This is a genomic window from Paraglaciecola algarum, from assembly GCF_021532655.1.
GTDB lineage: Bacteria > Pseudomonadota > Gammaproteobacteria > Enterobacterales > Alteromonadaceae > Paraglaciecola > Paraglaciecola algarum.
Window position 1 is genome coordinate 398,506 of the sequence record NZ_JAKGAS010000003.1, and the last position, 22,496, is coordinate 421,001.

At 39.8% G+C, this 22,496-nt stretch carries 18 protein-coding genes; 15 read left to right on the forward strand and 3 right to left on the reverse strand.

Annotated features, from left to right (window positions below):
- Positions 1-235 precede the first annotated feature (235 nt).
- From L0668_RS07945 to L0668_RS07975, 7 genes are all read left to right on the forward strand, one after another.
- Positions 236-2,206 carry an alpha/beta hydrolase family protein gene (locus L0668_RS07945; RefSeq protein WP_235311592.1) on the forward strand — a complete coding sequence of 657 codons (1,971 nt, stop codon included), beginning with the start codon at positions 236-238 and terminating at the stop codon, positions 2,204-2,206.
- A gap of 643 nt (positions 2,207-2,849) precedes the next feature.
- Positions 2,850-3,443 carry a hypothetical protein gene (locus tag L0668_RS07950; protein WP_235311593.1) on the forward strand — a complete coding sequence of 198 codons (594 nt, stop codon included), beginning with the start codon at positions 2,850-2,852 and terminating at the stop codon, positions 3,441-3,443.
- A 453-nt stretch (positions 3,444-3,896) separates the two neighbouring features.
- Positions 3,897-5,471 (forward strand): 2-isopropylmalate synthase, encoded by a 1,575-nt coding sequence (leuA, locus tag L0668_RS07955; RefSeq protein WP_235311594.1) that lies wholly within the window; start codon positions 3,897-3,899, stop codon positions 5,469-5,471.
- 6 nt (positions 5,472-5,477) lie between these two features.
- Positions 5,478-6,566, forward strand: coding sequence for a 3-isopropylmalate dehydrogenase (gene leuB, locus L0668_RS07960; protein WP_235311595.1), 1,089 nt, complete (start codon positions 5,478-5,480; stop codon positions 6,564-6,566).
- Positions 6,567-6,659: 93 nt separating this feature from the next.
- Positions 6,660-8,090 carry a 3-isopropylmalate dehydratase large subunit gene (gene leuC / locus L0668_RS07965; RefSeq protein WP_235311596.1) on the forward strand — a complete coding sequence of 477 codons (1,431 nt, stop codon included), beginning with the start codon at positions 6,660-6,662 and terminating at the stop codon, positions 8,088-8,090.
- Between the two features lie 21 nt (positions 8,091-8,111).
- Positions 8,112-8,735, forward strand: a complete 624-nt coding sequence (gene leuD / locus L0668_RS07970) for a 3-isopropylmalate dehydratase small subunit (protein WP_235311598.1) — start codon at positions 8,112-8,114, stop codon at positions 8,733-8,735.
- A gap of 156 nt (positions 8,736-8,891) precedes the next feature.
- Positions 8,892-9,815: a PEP-CTERM sorting domain-containing protein gene (locus L0668_RS07975; RefSeq protein ID WP_235311600.1), complete on the forward strand. Its 924-nt coding sequence runs from the start codon at positions 8,892-8,894 to the stop codon at positions 9,813-9,815.
- Positions 9,816-9,911: 96 nt separating this feature from the next.
- Here the strand turns inward: L0668_RS07975 and L0668_RS07980 are convergent, their stop codons facing one another.
- A complete protein-coding gene (locus L0668_RS07980; RefSeq protein WP_235311602.1) occupies positions 9,912-10,646 on the reverse strand; it encodes a PEP-CTERM sorting domain-containing protein in 735 nt (244 codons plus the stop codon).
- Positions 10,647-10,982: 336 nt separating this feature from the next.
- Here L0668_RS07980 and L0668_RS07985 point away from each other — a divergent pair, with 336 nt between their 5' ends.
- The gene (locus tag L0668_RS07985) at positions 10,983-14,693 is read left to right on the forward strand and encodes a carbohydrate binding domain-containing protein (RefSeq protein WP_235311604.1); all 3,711 of its coding nucleotides are present in this window, start codon (positions 10,983-10,985) and stop codon (positions 14,691-14,693) included.
- Positions 14,694-14,969: 276 nt separating this feature from the next.
- On the forward strand, positions 14,970-16,217 hold the full coding sequence (locus tag L0668_RS07990) for a GGDEF domain-containing protein (protein WP_235311606.1): 1,248 nt from the start codon (positions 14,970-14,972) through the stop codon (positions 16,215-16,217).
- Positions 16,218-16,293: 76 nt separating this feature from the next.
- On the opposite strand, the gene L0668_RS07995 is transcribed toward L0668_RS07990, so the two are convergent.
- A complete protein-coding gene (locus L0668_RS07995; protein ID WP_235311609.1) occupies positions 16,294-17,178 on the reverse strand; it encodes a LysR family transcriptional regulator in 885 nt (294 codons plus the stop codon).
- 116 nt (positions 17,179-17,294) lie between these two features.
- Here L0668_RS07995 and L0668_RS08000 point away from each other — a divergent pair, with 116 nt between their 5' ends.
- From L0668_RS08000 to L0668_RS08020, 5 genes are all read left to right on the forward strand, one after another.
- Positions 17,295-18,017 carry an outer membrane protein gene (locus tag L0668_RS08000; RefSeq protein ID WP_235311610.1) on the forward strand — a complete coding sequence of 241 codons (723 nt, stop codon included), beginning with the start codon at positions 17,295-17,297 and terminating at the stop codon, positions 18,015-18,017.
- 73 nt (positions 18,018-18,090) lie between these two features.
- Positions 18,091-18,858 carry a siderophore-interacting protein gene (locus tag L0668_RS08005; RefSeq protein ID WP_235311611.1) on the forward strand — a complete coding sequence of 256 codons (768 nt, stop codon included), beginning with the start codon at positions 18,091-18,093 and terminating at the stop codon, positions 18,856-18,858.
- A 118-nt stretch (positions 18,859-18,976) separates the two neighbouring features.
- A complete protein-coding gene (locus L0668_RS08010) occupies positions 18,977-19,486 on the forward strand; it encodes a nuclear transport factor 2 family protein (protein ID WP_235311612.1) in 510 nt (169 codons plus the stop codon).
- Positions 19,487-19,758: 272 nt separating this feature from the next.
- On the forward strand, positions 19,759-20,361 hold the full coding sequence (locus L0668_RS08015; protein WP_235311613.1) for a DUF4202 domain-containing protein: 603 nt from the start codon (positions 19,759-19,761) through the stop codon (positions 20,359-20,361).
- A gap of 25 nt (positions 20,362-20,386) precedes the next feature.
- Positions 20,387-20,875 (forward strand): AAA family ATPase, encoded by a 489-nt coding sequence (locus L0668_RS08020; protein WP_235311614.1) that lies wholly within the window; start codon positions 20,387-20,389, stop codon positions 20,873-20,875.
- Positions 20,876-20,884: 9 nt separating this feature from the next.
- Here L0668_RS08020 and L0668_RS08025 read toward each other — a convergent pair whose 3' ends face one another.
- The gene (locus tag L0668_RS08025) at positions 20,885-21,766 is read right to left on the reverse strand and encodes a LysR family transcriptional regulator (protein WP_235311615.1); all 882 of its coding nucleotides are present in this window, start codon (positions 21,764-21,766) and stop codon (positions 20,885-20,887) included.
- 115 nt (positions 21,767-21,881) lie between these two features.
- On the opposite strand from L0668_RS08025, the gene L0668_RS08030 reads away from it, so the two are divergent.
- Entirely contained in the window at positions 21,882-22,493 is a 612-nt protein-coding gene (locus L0668_RS08030) for a glutathione S-transferase family protein (RefSeq protein ID WP_235311616.1), read from the forward strand.
- Positions 22,494-22,496 lie beyond the last annotated feature (3 nt).

The following is a 22,496-nucleotide window of genomic DNA, read 5'->3' on the forward strand; positions in this document are numbered from 1 at the left end:
TCAACTTCAACCTAAAACCACTTCACTAGTCCTGAGCGCTTCTTGAAATTTAGCGCCTGGTTTTTACGATAAAGTTACTTAAAATAATAGATCAACTAAAATTCATTAAATTCAGTCCATTGTGTAAAATGTCAAGTTTGTTAAGCTGGTTTACATCAAAGATTTGAACAAAAATTTACTCCAAGTTTAGATGTTTGATTATTCTAATGGACAGTTTAAATTGAAAGGAAATTTAATGCTTAGCAGACTCACCGTATTTGTATTTTTTACATATTTAGTTCAATTATCGGCTTTAGCCACCCCTCTCCCCGTTGAACACTTTGCCAATTTACCTGATGTGTCCAACCTAAGTTTGTCACCTAACGGCAAAAAATTAGTGTCATTTGTGCGCATAGATGCGGCTGGTAATAAAGGAATTGCAATTCAAGTCACACAGCTAAAAACCGGTAAGCAAGATTTTGTATTGTTTACCGACAATACAAAATATTTCTTAAATAACGTTAATTGGAAAGATGACAAAACCTTGTTAGTCACCACTATGTATCCGTCAGAGCGGGATACGTGGACAGGTGTGAGTCAACTTAGATATAAAACCCGTGAGTTCCGATTATTAATTATTAATACCGAAACAGGTGAAGTCAGCCCCCCCTTTGGGCCAAACTATCTGAAGAAATATAAAATATTACCTAATGTCCTCAGCCAAGTGGTTGATACCTTACCAAACGATCCAGACCACATTTTAATGTCTATCCCAAGTATAAGCGCAGGTTTTCCCTCTTGGCCGATTGTCATTAAGTTAAACATCAATACCTTACATAAAACGACTGTACAAAACGCTGAGATAAAAACCTCAGTATGGGCTACCGACAGCCAACATAGAGTCCGTATATCTGTAAAACAAGATAACGAACTTATCAGTAATAATATTCGTGATATAAAGACTGATACTTGGCGAGAACTTTGGCCTTATGAAATGTTTACCAAAGAAGAAGTGAACGTTTTAGGCTTTGACAAGGATCCTAATGTTATCTACGTCAGTGCTTATCATAACGACTACAAAGCTGTTTTTAAGGTAGACCTAAATGACAAAGAACTAACACGTGAATTGGTTTATGCAGATGCCAACTATGATGTTAATGGCCAATTAGTATACTCAAAGAAAGATCAAAGAATATTAGGAATAGGCTCAGGCAAAGAAGAAGGCACTAAATTTATAGACCCAACTTTTAGCTCTATTCAAGCCAGTGTAGACAAAGCGCTACCAAATAAACGAAATTTCATATATTCAATTACCCAAGATGAAAACAAGTATCTTGTCTATTCAACTGGGCCAACCGAATCCGGCACCTATTACATTGGAACAAGAAACCCAACTAGCCTGAATGCAATTGCTTACAGATACAATAAACTGTCTCCCGATACTCTTTCTAATGTTACAAAAATGGAATATAAAGCTCGTGACGGTTTATCCATAGAGGCATATTTAACCCTTCCTAAAAATGTAAAAGCGCAGAACCTTCCCACCCTGATGTTTCCCCATGGTGGACCAATTGGTCGCGATTCAAAATCATTTGATTATTGGGCCCAGTTTTTTGCCAATCGTGGTTATGCGGTATTGCAAATGAATTTTCGAGGTTCTTCTGGGCAAGGTTTAACATTTCGCAATTCAGGATTAAAAAAATGGGGAAAAGAAATGCAGGACGACATTCAAGATGGCGCCCTAGCATTAATTAAACAAGGTATTACCGATCCAAACCGTATATGCATTGTTGGCGCCAGTTATGGTGGTTATGCATCCCTTATGGGTATTGTTAAAACTCCTGATTTTTATCAATGCGCTATTAGTGTAAATGGTGTTAGTAATGTATTTGACCTAGTTAAAGACAATCGAGTATTTTGGCAATCTTACAACGTTGTTGATGAACAAATTGGAAACGATAACCAAACCTTACGAGAGATATCCCCAGTCAATTACGCAGACAAAATAAAAGTCCCCGTATTATTAATTCATGGCGAGCTAGATAGACAAGTAGATATTAAGCACAGTTATCAAATGCGCGACGCGTTGCAAAAAGCAAATAAAGAAGTGATTTTTATTGAGCAAGCCGGTGAAGACCATTATTTATCCAGCGAAAAAATGCGTGTTCAAGCATTTAAGGCTATGGATGCGTTTCTTAATGACAACTTACCTGTAATTAAAAAGTGATCTAGAGTCATAGCTAGTTCTCTATCATCGACTTATTTGGAAATACAATAAGGTTAGCAAATAAAAAACAGACCAAGAACATCAATATGTTTGATAACACCCGTTTTTTTACATTGCCAATCATTTCATTTTTGTTAGCTGCGAGCAGCCCTAGTAATGCTAAACCAAGTATTACTAGGCTCTTACCCTATAGCTGTCCAATTCAACATGTTGGAACTGGCTTATTTAACAAATTCAGCAGGCTAGAGACTATTGATCTTTGATGTATACATTTTGTTCTGCTTAAACGCTTTTAACTGACTTGCTCGCAGGTGAGCTACAAAGATGCAGCAAGTAAAAAGCGTTTAGACAGACCTACTTTCTTTTTAAAAAATGATACAACGCTTGTGTAATATTTCTACTGTTTGAGCACCCTCTCATGTACAACAACTACACAACACCCAAACTTCCCCTGCACAAATACCGTACAAGCAGCTGCAAAATAATACACCAAAGATCAATCCCCCTAAAATGTCAGGTTTTTATACAAACATATTAAAACCACCACATAAAAAACAAAAAAAACACATAAAAATCAATAAAATAAAACATGGCATGATAATAGCTTAAACACGTATTCAATTTATTTAAAAAGAGTTAAACAATGAAAAAATTACTAATTGTTATGTTGTCCTTTTTAGTTTCTACCCAGACATTTGCCTCACTTATCGGTAATGAAGTTATTGATAGAACTTCGATTGACGGAGCTTCAAATATTAACTTCGTAGACACATCTCTGATTTTCCAACATGATGGGTTTATAACATCTTGGGATATCTATGCTGGACGTGCAAATTCTGAATTCTCATTACAAGTTTTAAGAGCTACAGGCACCGCAAACGAATTTAGCCTAGTAGGTGAAAACTATTTTAGTGCTGCAGGCAATACAGGCCTAGTTCATTTTGAAATTCCAACTTTAGAACAAATCGCAGTTCAAACTGGCGACGTAATCGGTTGGTGGTTTGGTAATGGTCAAGGGGTAATCGACTTTACCTATAACTCTTCAGATCGTGTTAATTGGAAATATGAGCATGGTACTCAGGTAAATGTTGGAGATACTGTTTTATTAGCTTCAGGTGGTAATAGAGAATATTCTATTAGCGCTACTTATACGAAAGTACCTGCCCCCTCGGCACTGACTTTACTAGCTCTTAGCATTATTGGCGTAAGCTTATCAGCGAGAAAAAGAAAAGCTTAATTAAACACAGTCTAAGCTAATTAAAGGCCTCATTAATTTGAGGTCTTTTGTTATGAGTAAAAATGAAATAAGTTTCAAATAAATAGCAAATCAGTAAGTTTCACTTAATTGCTACATTCAAATCCATTAATAGTCATTTTTACCTCAAAAAATTTAATTTTATACTTTTAAGTTATATGCTTTAGAGCAAACGGGAGTTGACCCAAACGCCCTTCCGCGTTACAACTACACTTATAATTTGTAAGTTTAAAATTTAAAGAATTTAAAAATGAAAAACGCTTTTTCTACTTTATTACTCCTGCTGGCAGCAAGACTGCACGGGTAGGTTGTAAGCAAGCGTAACGCATTTACAAAAAAACCCGTGCTAAGCACGGGTTTTTTTGTATGTATTTTTCATTTTTATTATTTCGTAACTGAACAATATTTAACAATAGAGCACATTAAGGAGAAGGTATGTCTAGCGCGGTTAAGAATAACCAGGTTAAGATTTTTGACACCACCTTGCGGGATGGCGAACAAGCCTTACCTGCCAGTTTAAGCGTAAAAGAAAAGCTGAAAATTGCTCTTGCACTAGAACGTTTAGGTGTAGATATCATTGAAGCAGGATTTCCAGTTTCATCACCCGGTGATTTTGAATCAGTACAAACTATTGCGCGTGAAATTAAAAACGCTACAGTGTGTGGTTTGTCTCGAGCATTAGCTAAAGATATTGACGCCTGCGGCGAGTCGCTGCGCGTAGCCGAACAATTTCGAATTCATACTTTTATTGCCACCTCTGATATTCACGTCAACACTAAGTTACGTAAGTCACAAGACCAAGTGGTTGAAATGGCGGTACAAGCAGTTAAACATGCTCGTAAATATACTGACGATGTGGAGTTTTCATGTGAGGACGCAGGTCGTACCCATATTGATTATTTGTGTCGTATGGTTGAAGCCGCAATAACTGCTGGTGCCACTACGGTAAATATCCCAGATACTGTGGGTTATACCACGCCAACTGAATTTGGTGGCATCATTCAAAACTTGTTTAATCGCGTACCTAATATCGACAAAGCTACTATTTCGGTACATTGCCATAATGATTTAGGTTTAGCGGTAGCTAACTCGTTAGCCGCGGTAGAACAAGGCGCTCGCCAAGTAGAATGTACTATTAATGGTTTAGGTGAACGTGCAGGTAATTGTTCTTTAGAAGAAATAGCCATGATATTGCAAACTCGCGAAGCTAAATTAGGCTTACAAACCAATATCAACAGTGAACAAATTTCCCGCACATCTAAGCTTGTAAGCAACATTTGTAATATGCCAGTACAAGCCAATAAAGCCATAGTGGGAGCCAATGCCTTTAGTCACTCTTCTGGTATTCATCAAGACGGCGTATTAAAAGGTCAAAACACATACGAAATCATGACCCCAGAAAGTGTCGGTATCAATAAAAACAATTTGAACCTAACTTCGCGCTCCGGTCGCCATGTAATCAAACATAGATTGATTGAGCTTGGTTACAGTGAAGCTGACTTTGATCTTGAAACTGTCTACGCGGCCTTTGTTAAATTAGCCGATAAAAAAGGCCAAGTATTTGACTACGACTTAGAAGCTTTATTGTTTTTTAGTCAACAAGAACAAGACGAACAGCATTATCAATTAAAATATTTACAAGCCAACTCAGGTAAAGCCATCATTCCAAGTGCCACTGTATGTATGCAAGTTGGCGGCATTGAAATTACCGAGTCAGCCATAGGCAATGGCCCAGTAGACGCGGCTTACAACGCTATCACCAAAGTATTGGGCCACGAAAACGTAGACATAGTTGACTTTAAACTTGATTCAAAAGGTGAAGGTGCAGATGCCCTTGCCCAAGTATCTGTGGTAGCCGAATACAATGGCCGCCGTTTTAATGGCATTGGTTTGGCCACCGACATAGTTGAATCTGGGGTAAAAGCCCTTATCTACGTACTCAACAATACACATTTAGCCGATCAAATTGATCAGCAAAAGCAACAAAACGTTAAAATTTCAGGGGTATAAAAAAGAATGTCTGACTATAAATTAGCAGTCTTAGCAGGCGATGGCATCGGTCCAGAAGTCATGGTTGAAGCCAAAAAAGTATTAGCCGCAGTAAGCAAAAAGTTCGACATTAATTTTGAGCTTAACGACTATGATGTAGGTGGCATAGCTATCGATAATCATGGTCAAGCTTTACCACCAGAAACCCTAAAAGGTTGTGAAGAAGCCAGCGCTATATTGTTTGGTTCAATTGGTGGGCCCAAATGGGATAGCCTGCCTTTAGAACAACGACCAGAAAGAGCAGCATTGTTAGCCTTACGTGGTCACTTTGACTTATTCAGTAATTTACGCCCAGCTAAAATTTATCCAGGCCTTGAAGCTTTATCACCGTTACGAGCAGACATAGCTGCCAGTGGTTTTGACGTATTAGTAGTTCGTGAGTTAACTAGCGGTATTTATTTCGGCCAACCTAAAGGCATGGAAGGAGAAGGTGAAGAAGAATTTGCCTTTGACACTATGCGTTATAGCCGAAAAGAAATTCGTCGTATTGCGATTACCGCTTTTGAAGCGGCACAAAAACGTGGCAAAAAAGTCACCTCAGTGGATAAAGCTAATGTTTTGGTATGTAGCCGATTATGGCGCGAAGTGACCGAAGAAGTCGCCAAAGATTATCCAGATGTTGAGTTGGAACATATTTATATCGACAACGCTGCTATGCAGTTATTACGTTATCCAAATCAATTCGACGTGATGTTATGTTCTAACCTATTTGGTGACATTATCTCTGACGAATGTGCCATGATCACAGGCTCTATGGGGCTATTACCGTCAGCTAGCATTAATGGTAGTAAATTTGGTATGTACGAACCAGCAGGTGGATCAGCTCCTGATATCGCAGGCCAAGGCATTGCAAACCCAATCGCTCAAATTTTATCAGCATCTATGTTGTTACGTTTCAGCCTTGGCGAAACAGATGCAGCTGATGCAATCGATGCAGCTGTGATGAAAACCCTAAGCGACGGTGTCTTAACTGGCGAACTTCTAGCACCAGAAAAACGCGACCAAGCTAAAAGCACCAGTGAAGTAGGCGACTATGTGGTAGCACAAATCGTCTAGTTCTAGAGCTAATTAATTGAAGCGACGGGTAGATATTCCTAACGATAATCAGCCCTGTCGCAATGTAACAAACAAACTAAAAGAGTACGCATAATGGCGACCACCTTATACGACAAAATATGGCAAGACCATATGATTGATAAAAACACTTCATCTAGCCCTTCTGTTATAGATAAAGAAGGCACTGAAGGTTTAATGTACATCGACCGTCACTTAATTCATGAAGTGACTTCACCTCAAGCCTTTGCTGGACTTGATGATAAAAACCGCAAAGTACGTTGCCCACAGCGCACCTTCGCCACTATGGATCACAGTATTTCGACTCGCTCTTTAGCGATTGATGCTTGTGGCCCCACTAACCAATTACAATTACAAACCTTGGCCAACAACTGTAAAAAACACGGTATTTCCTTGTTCCCAGTTGGCCATCAAAAACAAGGTATTGTGCATGTAATGGGTCCAGAGTTAGGTTTGATCCAACCAGGTATGACAGTCGTTTGTGGTGACTCTCACACTGCTACTCACGGTGCCTTTGGTGCCCTAGCCTTTGGTATTGGTACCTCACAGGTTGAACATGTATTTGCTAGCCAAACCTTAAAACAAAGCAAAGCTAAAAGCATGTTGGTTAAAGTAAACGGTGCATTGCCAATCGGCATTACTGCTAAAGACGTGATCTTAGCCATAATTGGTGAAATTGGTCACGCTGGCGCAACCGGCCATGTTATTGAATATAGTGGTGAAGCCATTTCAGCTTTAAGCATGGAAGAGCGTATGACAGTGTGTAACATGAGTATCGAAGCCGGTGCTAAAGCAGGCTTGATTGCACCAGATCAGACAACATTCGATTACCTTGAAGGTCGTGAATATGCCCCTAAAGGTGATGATTGGAACCAAGCAGTGGCTTATTGGAAAGGATTAGTCACAGATGAAGGTGCTGAATTTGATTCTGTGATTGAGTTAAACGCAGCTGATATTACACCACAAGTCACGTGGGGAACCAACCCAGGTCAAGTAATTGGGGTGAATACACCTGTACCAGCTGTGACAGATTTTGATGATCCAATCGATCAAGACTCAGCGGTTAAAGCTTTAAAATATATGGACTTAACCCCAGGTCAAAAATTATCAGACTTAGCCGTGAATAATGTATTTATTGGTTCTTGTACCAATGGCCGTATTGAAGATATGCGCGCAGCAGCTGCCATTGCTAAACAAGGCAAAGTCGCTGATGGTGTAACCGCTATTGTGGTGCCAGGTTCAGTAGCGGTTAAAAAACAAGCTGAAGAAGAGCAGTTAGATCAAATATTTGTCGAAGCTGGTTTTGAATGGCGCTTACCAGGCTGTTCAATGTGTTTAGGCATGAATGACGACATCCTGCAAGAAGGTGATCGTTGTGCCTCTACTAGTAACCGTAACTTCGAAGGCCGTCAAGGTCGTGGTGCTCGTACTCACTTGGTAAGCCCAGCAATGGCCGCAGCAGCAGCCTTAGCCGGTCACTTTGCCGACGTGCGCGATTACCAATAACCCACCCAAAAGGACAGACTTATGACAACTCAAACATCTCCTGCTGGGATTGACGTACATACAGGTACGGCGGCGCCATTAAATCAGGCTAACGTCGATACAGATCAAATTATTCCTAAGCAGTTTTTAACCGCCGTGACTCGCAGTGGTTACGGTAAACACTTATTCCATGATTGGCGTTATTTAGATCAACACGAACAAGTGTTGAATCCAGAATTCTCACTTAATAAGCCTGAGCATCAAGGTGCTAGTATATTATTAGTACGTGAAAACTTTGGTTGCGGTTCAAGTCGTGAACATGCGCCTTGGTCATTAGATGACTACGGTTTTAAAGTGCTAATTGCCACTAGCTTTGCTGATATTTTTTACGGTAACTGTATCAACAATCAATTATTGCCAGTACAGCTAGAAAGCGACCAAATGGATCAGTTATTTGCTTTAGTTGAGCAGGACTCTACGACTCAAATCACAGTTAACTTGCAGCAACAAACTGTCACAGCCGGTGATTTAAGTTTTGGTTTTGACATTGCTGAGCAACATAAAAATAACCTGCTAAAAGGTTTAGACGCCATTGGTCAAACTTTAGAGTTAGACGCACAAATAACTGCATTTGAAAATAGTCGTCCGGCCTGGCAACAAGCCTAAGATAATTTTAATCGCAGACCATACCAAGCCTCTCGATAAAAGATATCCAGAGGCTTTTTTTATCGCCACTCTCCATCCCTAGCAAAAATCAACCCCGTTGTATTAAAGCATTTAACTCGTTATTCTGAACACAAATTACAATCAAGAGAACCAATCATGAAGTCATTCATTACCGCTATTTTTGCGCTAACGGTTATGCTAAGTAGTGTTTGTGTATATGCCCAAACAAAAGTGTTATTTATTGGAAATAGTTTTACCTATGGGGCTGGCTCCGCGGCCAAGTATTATCGAACAGACAGCGTAACTGATCTTAATAATCAGGGCATTGGTGGCGTACCAGCGCTTTTTAAATCATTCACTGAGCAAACCGGTTTTGATTATGAAGTGTACTTAGAAACCCAACCCGGTAGTGCACTCGATTATCACCTAGCTAATAAATTAGAGCTGATTGGCAAACATCCATGGGATAAGGTTGTCATGCATGGCTATAGCACGCTAGATAGCAAAAATCCTGGCAACCCCAGTATGCTAGTTGAAACGACGGAGAAGATGGCAAAATTTCTGCAAGAGCTTAACCCCAAAGTAGAGGTCTTTCTTACCTCCACTTGGTCTCGTGCAGATTTGATTTATCAAGCTAATCGTCACTGGTCGAATACGCCGATAGAAAAAATGGCTTTAGACGTACGTGCAGGATACAACAAAGCTGCGGCTGCAACTCCTGCCGTTAAAGCCGTTAATGGCGTGGGACAAGCGTGGACAAGAGCCATAGAATTAGGTATTGCAGACCCTAATCCTTATGATGGAATCGAGTTTGGAAAAATTAGTCTGTGGACCGCAGATCATTACCATGCAAGTACTTACGGTTACTATTTACATGCTCTTGTTGTATTTGGAAACTTAACGGGTACCGATCCTCGTTCCCTAGGAAAAAATGAGTGTTCTGGATACGAGCTTGGCATGTCACGCCATGCGATAAGTATGTTACAACAGGCCGCTTTTGAGCAATTAGCCAGCGAAAATAAAGTAAAGCCAGCACCGCTAATTATTCCTAAATCTGTCCGCCCCAAACCTTGCGCTTGAAGTTCATAATCGGTCAATTCTAAAAATATAAAAAAAGCGACTCATTTGAGTCGCTTTTTACTTTCCATAAACAATTAATCAAAAGTAATAAACAAATTAAACAGCAATAATATGTTTTCTTCTACGAAAACCGAGTCCCATTAATCCAACGCTTAACAATACTGACAAAGTACCTGGCGCAGATACATCTGTTGAATTCTGTACAAGGCTAGTTAAAGATAAAGACGCTTCAGTTAATAACGAAAAGTTAGATGTATCATAATTAAATACTGTTAAATCAACTAACCCATCAAAAGTTAAAGATTCACCAGCACCTAATAGAAATGAAAAATTTACGAATTCAGAGTTAACTTGTGAATCGTCACTATACAATTCAAATTCAGAAGAAAATATCGCATCTCCAAAGTCATCTGTTAAGTTAATCTCTGACAATATTCCTGCATCATCACCATTGACTGATGCCGTTTGCTCTAATTCAAAGCTGAAAAAGAACTCAACTTCATTAGCTAGATTATTCACTAAGTCCACAGAAAAAAAGTAAGAAACAAAATCAAAATCCACATCAACATTTGATGCTGACAGATTAGAATTAATAAATAACGGATCTGTTAACTGCTGAGAAATTGAATTAGTGGGTGCGGCACTTCCGCCAGTTATAGAACTAATACTCGTTCCAATTCCCATCGAATCATCTTGCACTGCATCAAAAACAAATGACGAAGAATCGTCAAAACTAACTGTTCCTTCTATCGATACGCCCGCTGGTATCACTATCGCGTTTGCAGCTCCTAGCGGTAATATAATTGAAAACACCATTAACCATTTACTCAAATTTTTAAACCTCATGCATCACCAATTCATATATTAAAAGTTACATTCATTTTTAATGTTAATATGAAGTTAACTACAAAGCAAACGATTAAAAAACATAAGCATAAGAAATGCATCAATTTTACACAAACATCAGTCCCACCAATATCTTTAAAAACAACAATGATAGTAATTTGTTAACAATGAACATCAATTTAATAAATACCACCTTAGTTATTAGAAAATGACATCATTGAAAACAACCATCAAAATAAAATCAAATTTAACGTTTGTTATTTATATGTGATCAGTGTTAATTTATTGATTGAAACAAAAACAAACATTGAGACAAGTAAGATGACATTCAAATTAAACAAAACTTATTTGGCAATCGGACTGCTATATACAAGTGCGCCTTTTTTCTCTTTCGCAGAAACCGCTAATGTCGAGATTGACCTGTCTACTCAACATTACTTGGGTGACACCTCCCAACTGCAAAGAAATAAATTTTTTAATTTACATGCTCGTGGTGGTAATTCACCCGTAGCTGAAATTGACCAGTTATACATCCGAAATGAACTTAATGCGGATTACGGCCGATCATTTTGGGGGCCATTGAGTGAAGCAGGCAATGCAAATTACCCGTCAACCGAATACGCTATGGAGAAGGGCCCTATTTCAAACGCAGCAAACAGAGCCCACCCATTATTTAACTATGGCTCAAACCGCACAATCAATACTGAACACCCAAGTAATGTAATGGTAGAAGGTTATGATCAGGTTGAAGGAGCTCGATGGGCAGCTGATTATTACGAATATTATTTTGATGACGAAACCCGTCCGCTGTTTTATGAACCCATGAATGAACCTTTTGTGCACGCTTCTGACTTTGTAGATGGTCCTTGGGATAACAACGCAAACCAAGCTGTGCAAGTTGAAATGGCTAAATGGTTTAACGAAATTGCTCGCGAGTTTAACGCCCGAGGATTAAGTACCAAGGTCATTGGTTTTTCTTCTGCTTGGCCATCATTTGAGTTAAATGACTTTTCTAACTGGGAAACTAGAATGAAAATGTTTATTGATGTGGCTGGTGAAAATATCGATGGTTTGTCTTACCACTTATATGACGGAGTAAATGTCACTGGACAAAGTAACTATCGCTCGGGCAGTAACGCCGAGGCCATCATTGATATGATGGAAACTTACAGTCACATTACATTGGGAGTCGTAAAACCTCATGCTATCACTGAATATGGTGGGATTGTCAAGGGTTACCCAATTGAGTACAGTGCAGAGCAAAGCTCACAATCGTTACGCTCATACAACCACTTATTGTTTCAATTCTTAAATCGAGAAGATAGACTTCTGACTTCTACACCATTTATCACAGACACTGCCAAATGGTTTTATGAAGCTAACGACTTTAATCCCTATCCCTGGGTAGTATTACGACCTGATCCAGACAGTATCGTAGCCGGCAAGGTAAACAACTTTCTACCTACAGAAAAAGCTAATTTCTATCATTTATGGGCCAATGTAAAAGGCCATCGTGTAGCAATTGACACACAAGATCCGGATTTAGGTGCACAAGCATTTGTTTATGGTGACAGAGTATTTGTCGCTTTAAACAACTATGAAGACGGCAGTAAAGACGTTCAATTAGATTTTTTGCCACATGATGGCACGCTAGAAAATGTACGAATCAAACGTTTAGATGCCCCTTATAAAGAAGCAGCTAAATATACTGATGAAGTGGTAAATAACGCACCTAATGCCTTGACATTAATGGGCCATGAAACAGTCGTGTTAGAGTACAAGTATCAAGCCCCAATCGAACATACACAGGCTTCTAAAACGACTAACTATTATGCTGATACTTACTTGCAACCTATTGCTGCAAACTCGCCAATTATGTTCACCTTCGATGGCGTGGAAGTAGACCAACACAGTTTAAGCTTTACCGATGCTTACGCCTCTGGATTTGAATACGACCAAGCTGTTGTAGACAGCATTAGTAACAATAGTACCAAACGTTATGAGTCAGTATTACGTAGCTATAACAAACAATTTGAAAAAATTATCGCTGATTACCCAGACACTTGGAGCAGCAGTAGTGATTATCAAAAGTTAGTTGCTCGAGCACAGCGCTCTAATACTACAGTGACGGCATTACATTATCACTACTCTATGCATGGTTACAACGACAGTCAAAACAAGGCTGTGCTTAAAATGAGTATTGGCCGTAAACACGATAAGTCTAAACAACCTATTGTGAAGGTAAACGGCCACACAGTTGCGGTTCCGACAGATTGGAAAGGCTATGACCAAGTAACACGAGATGACTTCTTTGGTAGTATAGAAATCCCAGTAGAGGCAAAATATCTTAAAGAAACTAACCATGTCTCTTTAGAGTTTCCAGATACCCAAGGTCACGTAAGCTCGTTAGTATTAGAAGTGGATACACAAAAGGTTTACGACAAAGTAGCCATAAGTGAGCTTGCGTTAACCGAAACCGATGTGGTTATTAATAAAGACAAGCCATATCGTATCAAGTCCGTAATATCACCTGCTAATGCAACCAATCAATACATTACTTGGACATCCAGTGATAACTCGGTTGCAACTGTAGACGCTGATGGTGTTATCCACCCTGTAGTGCCTGGTTACACCTCTATCACAGCGACTACTTATGACGGCGGCCATACACAAAGTGTAAATGTTGAAGTCGCGGATAAGTTAACTGTACGTAATACGGTTTCTATCAAAAATGACGTGTCAAAAATGGACCCAACCAACGCCATAACATTAGAGCTGGCCTATTCAAGCGATGAAGATAGAGAAGTGTCCTTTGAGCTGTATTCGCCCACTAACCAATGGTTAGGATTAGCTAAAGTGACTGTACCAGCTGGAAAAGGCGACACTAGCTTAACCTTGAGCTTTGCTGAAGAATTACCAGCTGGCAAAGGTTACCGAGTTATCGCCTCATTGCGCGCAATCGATGGCGATTGGAGAACTTCAGTTGATGGCCATACGATTTCAGATGTAGAAATTACCTCTCCATATGTGCCACCAACTCCTGAAGAAGGTAACTTGTTGGGTATTAATGGCGGCTTTGAAGTCGGTCATCTAAATGATTGGAAAATTGCGTGGGACGCCTTAGGCTCTGCCGAAGTGTTATCTGAAGCTGCCAAAGACGGAGAGTTCGGTGTTAAAATTGATACCACTGATGGTAAAATTGGTATTTTGATTGATGAAGATATTTTACCTTTAGGATTAATCAAAGCAGGTAAAACCTTCAAACTATCTTTTTATATGAAACGAGTATCAGGAACGAATTGGGCCGGTGGATTTGCTCAGTTAATTAATACCACCGATGGCTGGAAAGCCTCTCCACAACCGCCTTGGCATGGCACTGCTGCTTCACCTAGCGATTGGATTTTAGTCGAAAAAGAGTTCTCTGGACTTGATTGGCCTGATACAGGAACTTCTTTGCAAATTAATATGCAAACAGCAGGACAAGTTTGGTATCTAGATAACATTAAGCTCGAAGACACCTCACCTGTGATAGTTGCGCCAGAGACCAACATTCTTGCTAACGTCAATCCAAGTTTTGAAGATGCTACGATTGCCCCTTGGGTTGGTTACTGGGAAAACAACACATCCACAAATATGCTCATCACAGCTGATGCCGCGTCTGATGGGCTACAAGGATTACATTTGACCTCTGATGGTTTAACGAATACTGGCATAAACTTAGCTCCTGAGGTTATGCCGCAAGATTTAGGCTTAGGTGAAGGCAAAGATTACACAATCAGCTTTGACATTAAGTCAAACAATGGCAATGTCACTGGGTATATTCGCAACGTATCAGGTGAGTCATGGGGCACTCGCATCGAAACTTGGTTTGCTGCAGGCACCGAGTGGAAAACCGTGACTATCACCAGAACACAACAAGATTGGGCTGGTTTAGCAAATGCCAGATTAGACTTATACTTGTTTGGTAACGGTGGCAGTGCTGATATAGACGTTTATATTGACAACATTATCATCCAACCAGTAACACCATAAATAAAACCAATAAGTTTTTACAAAACTCACAGCGTCTTAATAACAATATTAAGGCGCTTTTTAATATTAACAACAACATTTTATTGTTAGGAAACTATATTTACCAAATATATTTGGAGATTCAAAAACGTTAATTTGACATATAAGACTTTTCTATATTTACTCAAAAGAAAAGTTTACACTCAAGTGTCAATCCATTGCAGCAGGTATTAACAGATTAATAAACTCAGACAACTAATTCACTCTTTTTCAAAAGTAGAAATTGCGCTTGCGTTGTTGGCTAGTTTATCTGTCATCTTGCTTGTTATTCCAGAAAAACTATTTTTTACGACGCAATCCTTATCGCCGAACGATTACCCCTCGGGTATTTTTGGTGATCAAGCGTCAGGCGGAAGTTCTACGGTAAAATGGTTAAACAAAGATAAATCACACTGGTTATGTGAATTAAACGACACATCTGCCAACCCCTATTGCAGCTGGCAATTAACAGTTGTAGGAAAAGATGGAAAAGGCATCGACATGTCTAATTTCAGCACTATCACACTTTATGGTAAGTCCACCGGTGTTGCCGATTATTTTAGGGTTTATCTACGTAACCGTAATCCAGAGTATTATGTTTTTAACGATACCAGTACAACTAAATATAACGTGATTGAATTACCTACCTCGAGTTTATCAGAGGGTATTAAGATAAAACTTGCAGATTTTAAAGTCGCCGATTGGTGGTTAAGTGCCAATAAAATTGCTCTTGAGCATTCGCACCCTGAATTTAATGACGTCATATATATCGAATTACAAAATGCTACTTTTCACAGAGAGGGAAAACAAGAGTTTCAACTTGACAGAATTGAGTTAGAAGGCGCTATTTTTAGCCAAGAACTATTATACAAAATAATAGTTTTAACTTGGATCAGTTGTATTTTAGCATTGCTAATATTTCGTGTTTTTACATTAAACAAAAACCTAAAAGAAAACATTGCCTACCAACAAGAATTAGTATCAATAAACAAGTTGCTTAATCTGGAAAATCAAAAGTTTGAAGACTTAGCTAAAACCGACATGCTTACAGGCCTACTAAACCGCTTAGGCATTAGAGATATTTTATATGAGGGGCTAACAAGCTGGAAACGCAATAAAAAACCCTTTTCGTTTGTATTATTGGACATAGATCATTTTAAATCACTTAATGATACATACGGTCATGATGTCGGAGACAAAGTACTAAAAACCTTGGCCAAATTATTGACTGAAAATGTCCGTTCATCAGATTATCTTGCACGCTGGGGCGGTGAGGAATTTATATTAGTCTGTCCAAACACTAACTTAAGTGAAGCCCAACAATTAGCTGAACTATTGAGAAGCAAAATAGAACAAATGAAGCTAACTGAAACAGGACCGATTACAGCAAGCTTTGGTGTCGCGACTATGGCAACGGCTAGTTTAGATAGCTTATTTAAATCCTCTGATAAAGCCCTGTATCAAGCAAAAGAACAAGGTCGAAATAAGGTCGTTATTCACAGATAAGAGCCATAAATAGGGCACAGCAAGTTACCCTAATTAGCCGCAATTCACTTGACGGCCAACACTCGTCGAGTTAGGGTTAAACAGCACACCGCTCTGCCAAAAACCTCACCAAGAGCAATGTCAGGTTTTCTCGTCGTGATTTATTGGGCCAGACCGCGTAGTAGCCTAAAGGTTTTAATTTCCAATCTGGTAACACATGAACTAAGTCACCGGTTTTAATATCGTCAGCAACAATATGTTCGGGCACATAGGCTAAGCCCATGCCTTGCTTAGCAAAGTGCGACAAGGCGTCGGCGCTGTTTACCGTCAGACTAGAGTTCTCAGAGATTGAAATTTTTTCACCACTCGCCGACTCAAACTCCACAGAGTTAGAACGTATATCAAACTTAATCCAGTCCCAACTGAGTAAATCGGAAGGATGGGTGGGTGTTTCTCTGTTCGCCATGTATGCTTTGCTGGCCACCAACAGCCGCTGACCTTCGTATAACTTTCGGGCCATCATAGTGCTGTCTTGCAGCCACCCTACCCGAATGCTCATATCTATGCCTTCATTTAAAATATCGACTATGTGATCAGAAAAAGTCAAGGATAACGAAACTTTAGGATATTGCTTGGCAAACTCAGCGATGGCACTCGAAATACTAGAGGAAGTAAGAAATACCGGCAGCGACACCCGCAATGCGCCAATATGCTGTTGTGACAAGGCATTCAACTCGTTTACTCCCGCCTCAGCATTTCTGACGATTTCTAAGGCATGAGCATAAAACTTACGTCCTTCATTGGTCAGAACCAGTTTGCGGGTAGTTCTGTACAACAAGGTTACACCTAAGTATTGCTCAAGATCTGCCACAGTCTGGCTAGTACGAGATGGCGCTAAGTCTAAGGTTTTTGCTGCTCTGCGAAAAGAGCCTTCATCTACTACCCGGGCAAACACTGCCATATGTCGTAAGTAATTTATCATTGTTCTGTTTTTAAGGTTTATAAAATCAAATTATTGCATATATTCAGATCAATAGTGAAGGGATATGATCACCTCGAACTCAACAAACCCAGTTAAAAAACACTAGAGGACCCATCATGCACAACATTAAAAATACATTAGCATTAAGCATTGCCTTATTACTCACCGCTCCTTCATTAGCACAAGCAGAAGGGTTTTACGGCAGTGCCCAATTAGGTATTAGCCAACAAATAAATGATTCTCAAGCCATAGGCAACAACATAGCCCTTGATGCTGATTTCCCTGCAGAATTTGATGCCGGTGACGGCACTGTAGGTAGCTTAGGTTTGGGTTACGTGATTAACCCACAGTTTCGTGTAGAAGCGCGCCTTGGCTATCGCGAAAGTAGCTTCGATGAAACCCTATTTGGAACCGGAGCACGAGACGGCGAGGAGTATATTCTTGATGGTGAAATACAAAGTACCACGCTTACCCTTGAAGGCTTTTACGATTTTCAAAATAACACAGCCTTTACCCCTTATATCAAAGCGGGTTTAGGGATTTCAGATAACAGCTATTCAGCCAAATTGGGCGGTACCGGAGTAGCAGCCTTTGATGCATTTGATGGCGCAGCAGATGGTTTTTACGATGCGTACGCAGACGACGAGTCTACTGAGTTTTCATGGAATCTAGGCTTTGGTGGCCATTACCAAGTGAACGAAACGACCTCTGTTTTTGCAGAGTATCAATATGCCTCATTTGGCGATGTACAGACCGGTCAAGACTCTTTTACAGATGGCTTCATGATAGAAGACCTATCCACTAATGAAGTGTCTGTGGGTATTCGTGTCAACTTTTAGATGATTGAAAGCATGAGGTAAGTGCTAGTGTTTACCTCAACAATCTATTCATGCAAATTATTTGGGGAGCCTTATGAAAAAACCAGCACCATTACAACTAACCGTTTTAGATTCAATTCAAGTCACTCCAAATATGCAGCGCTTGGTTTTAAAGGGAGATGGACTGGTTAATTTTCCTGAAGATTGCTCAGGGAGTTACATCAAATTTTTATTCAATCAAGCTGGCGGCCCAGATTTAAGTCTTTTGGGATCAGGTCAGCGTCCTTCAATGCGCACCTACACCATAAGAGGTTTTTCAAAGGCCAACCGCAGTATTGAAGTGGATTTTGTGCGTCACCTGAGTAATGACTTAACCAATGGTTTTGCTGCTCGCTGGGCGATAAATGCGCAAGTGGGTGACACAATAAACATTGCCGGACCTGGCAATATCAAAGCAATCAATACCCATGCGGACTGGTTTTTGATGGTGGCGGATATGACCGCATTGCCCGCTCTATCGGCCAAAATTCGTCAACTACCCGGCACTGCTAAAGGTTATGCAGTGATTCAAGTCACAGAAAAAAGCGATATTCAACCTATCGAAGGGCCACAAAATATGCAGCTTATTTGGCTAACTCAGCAAGAGTCGCTAGCCGCCAAGGTCAAGTCACTGGATTGGTTAGACGGCACAGCATCGATTTGGACGGCCTGTGAATTTGATGCCATGCGCGAACTACGGAGTTACTTTCAAGATGACAAACAAGTGGACCGCGAACATATCTACATCAGTAGTTATTGGAAAAACGGCGTGACAGAAGACGGCCATAAAGCGATTAAACAGCAAGATGCTCAACAAAGTTAGTTACTGCGCTATACAGGGGCAAAACTTTCCATGGGCAATTACTAAAAACTCGACACAAACAGTATCAAAACCAAACCTTTAAACCTTTAAACCTTTAAACAAACGAGAGAAATTCAAAATGAAAAACAAATTAATTTTAACCTTAGTAGTAATTGGCAGCTTAGTGACTTCTTTAGCACAGGCTAAAGATATAGAAAAAGGCGCTCTGGCGACTAAGGGAACACTGGCTACTGCTCAAGCATTCTTAGAAGCCGCGGGATCAGGTAATGGAGAAGTGCTAAACCAGTTGATGACAGATGATTTTGTGTGGCACAACGAAGGCGACAAATCTATTCCTTGGATTGGCCCATGGCAAGGTAAAGACGTAGTATTCAAAACCTTTATGCCTGCATTTGGCGCTGGCTTAAAAGTCACCAGTTGGACAACTGACTATAGTTTTGAAAATGGCGAGCAGGCAGTTTTTATGGGAACCATGAGCGCTATTGCCAACAATACAGGTATAGATACCGGAAAATTCACATGGGCGGTGCGTGTACATGTAGTGGATGGCAAAGTAAAAAGTTGGAATTGGATGGAAGACAGCTTTGCGGTTTCTCAAGCCTACCACGGCTCGAAAAAAGATAAGTAAGCACTAACAAGCATACTTAACTCAAGCTATTTTAACTCCATTAAACGTATTAACCTGACAGAGACTCACTCGGTCTCTCTCGGGTTATTCCCATCCAATAACTTTACACTCTGCTCATCTCTCTGCTCACCTTCCACCTATTATTTAACACACCAACAAACTTTAACTAACTAATTACAAAATCTCCGCCCATCCTCTTTCGGTTCGAGGTAAAATAGCCAACTAGTTGCCATATAATTCGAACAAGAAAACTCTATAACTCGGAGAACCAAATGACCCAAACTGCTTATGAACAAGCTGCAAAACTAATCGACAACGCCAATAGTGAAGACCCGAATATAGAACAGGCTAACGGCAAAGATTGGCCCAAAGAGTTGCTCTATGGCATGCGTATGGCAGACATGTTAGAACGTTACAATAGTGATGCAGATTTTCCAATTAAGCTGGCTATTCGAGGTCAACACATTCAGCGTTGGCAATCCCCGCGTAGTGATTATCCTATGGATCGACAGGGTTACCATAAATGGCGTAGTGATCTTTATGTTTTTCATGCTGGTAAAGTGGCTGACATCATGGAAAAAGCAGGGTTTAGTCAAGAAGATATACTTCGAGCGAGCAATGCGGTAGCCAAAAAAGGCATTAAATCTAACCCAGATACTCAGTTGCTTGAAGATGTAGCTAGCTTAGTTTTTATTGAACACTATATGTTAGCCTTTGCTGAAAAACATCCTGACTACACAGAACAAAAGTGGATAGATATTGTGCGTAAAACTTGGCGAAAAATGTCTTCTCAAGCCCATGATTTTGTCTTAGCAGGAAACATTACCTTACCAGAATCATTAACCCCTTTAATTTTAAAAGCCGTTCAAGCCTAAATTTTAATAAGTGAATGGATAAATTATGAAAAAAATAATAATTTTTGGCAACTCAGGAGCAGGCAAATCCACTTTAGCCAAACAACTGAGTAGCCAACACAACTTAGCCCATTTAGATCTCGACACGCTAGCTTGGCAACCGTCTGCACCTCCAACAAGAAAGCCGATTGTAGAGTCGGCTGAATCAATCAGTCATTTTATAAAAGAAAACCAAACTTGGGTAATTGAGGGCTGTTACGCAGATTTAATTGAAATCGCTCTGCCTTTTTCAAATGAAATCATATTCTTAAACTTACCCCTAGGGTTATGCATTGAAAATGCCCGCAAACGCCCTTGGGAACCCCATAAGTATGAATCTAAAGCCGCTCAAGACAAAAACTTAGATATGTTAATAGAGTGGATAAGCCAATATTCAAGCAGAACAGATACCTTTTCTGAAGCAGCACATACTCAGTTGTATCAAACGTATTCAGGTAAAAAACAACTAATCACTAGCAACCAAGGAGCGATATAACACTTGGAATTACTTTGAAAACGCACCTAAAAACAACGGAATGTGTTTTTCCAAATGCAAGGCTAATAACTGTTTACATTTATTGATACGCGCTGAATAACGCAGGTCGACATGGTTTAATAACCAAATCCCCCAGTTAGACAAATCCTGCTCAATGGGTAATCTAATGACTGAAGCATCATTGACTGAATCTGGATAAAAACAGGGCATACGTGCCACCCCCATCCCTGCTCTTACCGCTTCATACATAGAAGACAAATCATCAACATACATTGCAACTTGGGGATTCGAAAAATGACTCGACCACTCGGGTAAACCTTTTATATGAGGCCACAATACTAGAGGTACATTCTGCGCCCCATTTTTAATTTTTTCTGCCCAATGAGCATTAACATACAATCCATGTTGCATGTAGGTAACACGTCGACCAATCAGGTATTCAGGTGGTTCAGGGGTAATGCGTACCGCTAAATCGGCTTCACGATTTGCGATATTTTTTAAGCCTGGTTTTACTCCTAAATTTATTTTTATCTGGGGATAATCAACGCAAAATTGGGCTAGAGGCTTAGCTAAAAAACGATCAAATATTTCATGGGGCATAGTTAATTTTATTTCACCCTCTAACCTATCATCATGCCCGCTGAGCATTCTTGATGCTTGATTCGTAGCTTCACTAGCCTGCAAAACCACATCAAAAATAGCTTCGCCAGCATCGGTTAATTGATACCCCTTAGTAGTACGTTCAAATAATTTCACCCCATGTGCAGACTCTAAATTTTGAATGCGCCTTGAAATAGTCGAGTGATTTACGCCCATTTTACGAGCTGAAGCCGAGTAGCTACCCGTTTCAGCGACAGATAAAAATATTTTGAAATCATCCCAGCTGTGCATTTTTGCATACCATATTTGTATTTTTAGTGAATTTATCAACAATAATACTAAATGTATAGTAACAATTCGAGCTGACCTACTAGCCCGTTTTAATTAATCACTAAAGGTAATTTGTATGTACACACTGTATTCCATGTCTGGGAGTTGCTCTACCGCAATTCATATCTTGCTCAATAACCTAAATATTCCGGTAGACATAAAATACCGAGAAGAGGTAGATAATTACTCAGATATTTGCCCCACTGGGCAAGTCCCTGCGTTACAAACAGAAAATGGCATAATGACGGAAGGAGCTGCAATTGTTCAATACCTAATGGATAAACACCAAGTTTCCATATTAGGCGATAAAGCAGTGTTTAACCGCTGGTTGATGTTTAACTATGCCACGCTGCACCCCGCTTACTCCAAAATGTTTACAGTAAATTTTGAGATGCCTAACGGTGAAGTTAAAAACGACTTTATGGATTTGTTAGCTAAAAAAACCTCTAATTTATGGGCAATATTGGATAACAAATTAGCACAGCAAGACTTCATAGCAGGGACGCAAGTTAGCATTTTGGATTATTTAATCACCATCTATGCGAGTTGGGGCAATGTATTTCCAGAACATGATATTAGATTAGGAGAGAACGTAATTCGTGTTATCAAACATGTCATGACTTTACCTGAATTCCAGACTGCAATAGTTAAAGAAAACATGCAATTTTCTATACCCACTCTGGCTTAGTCG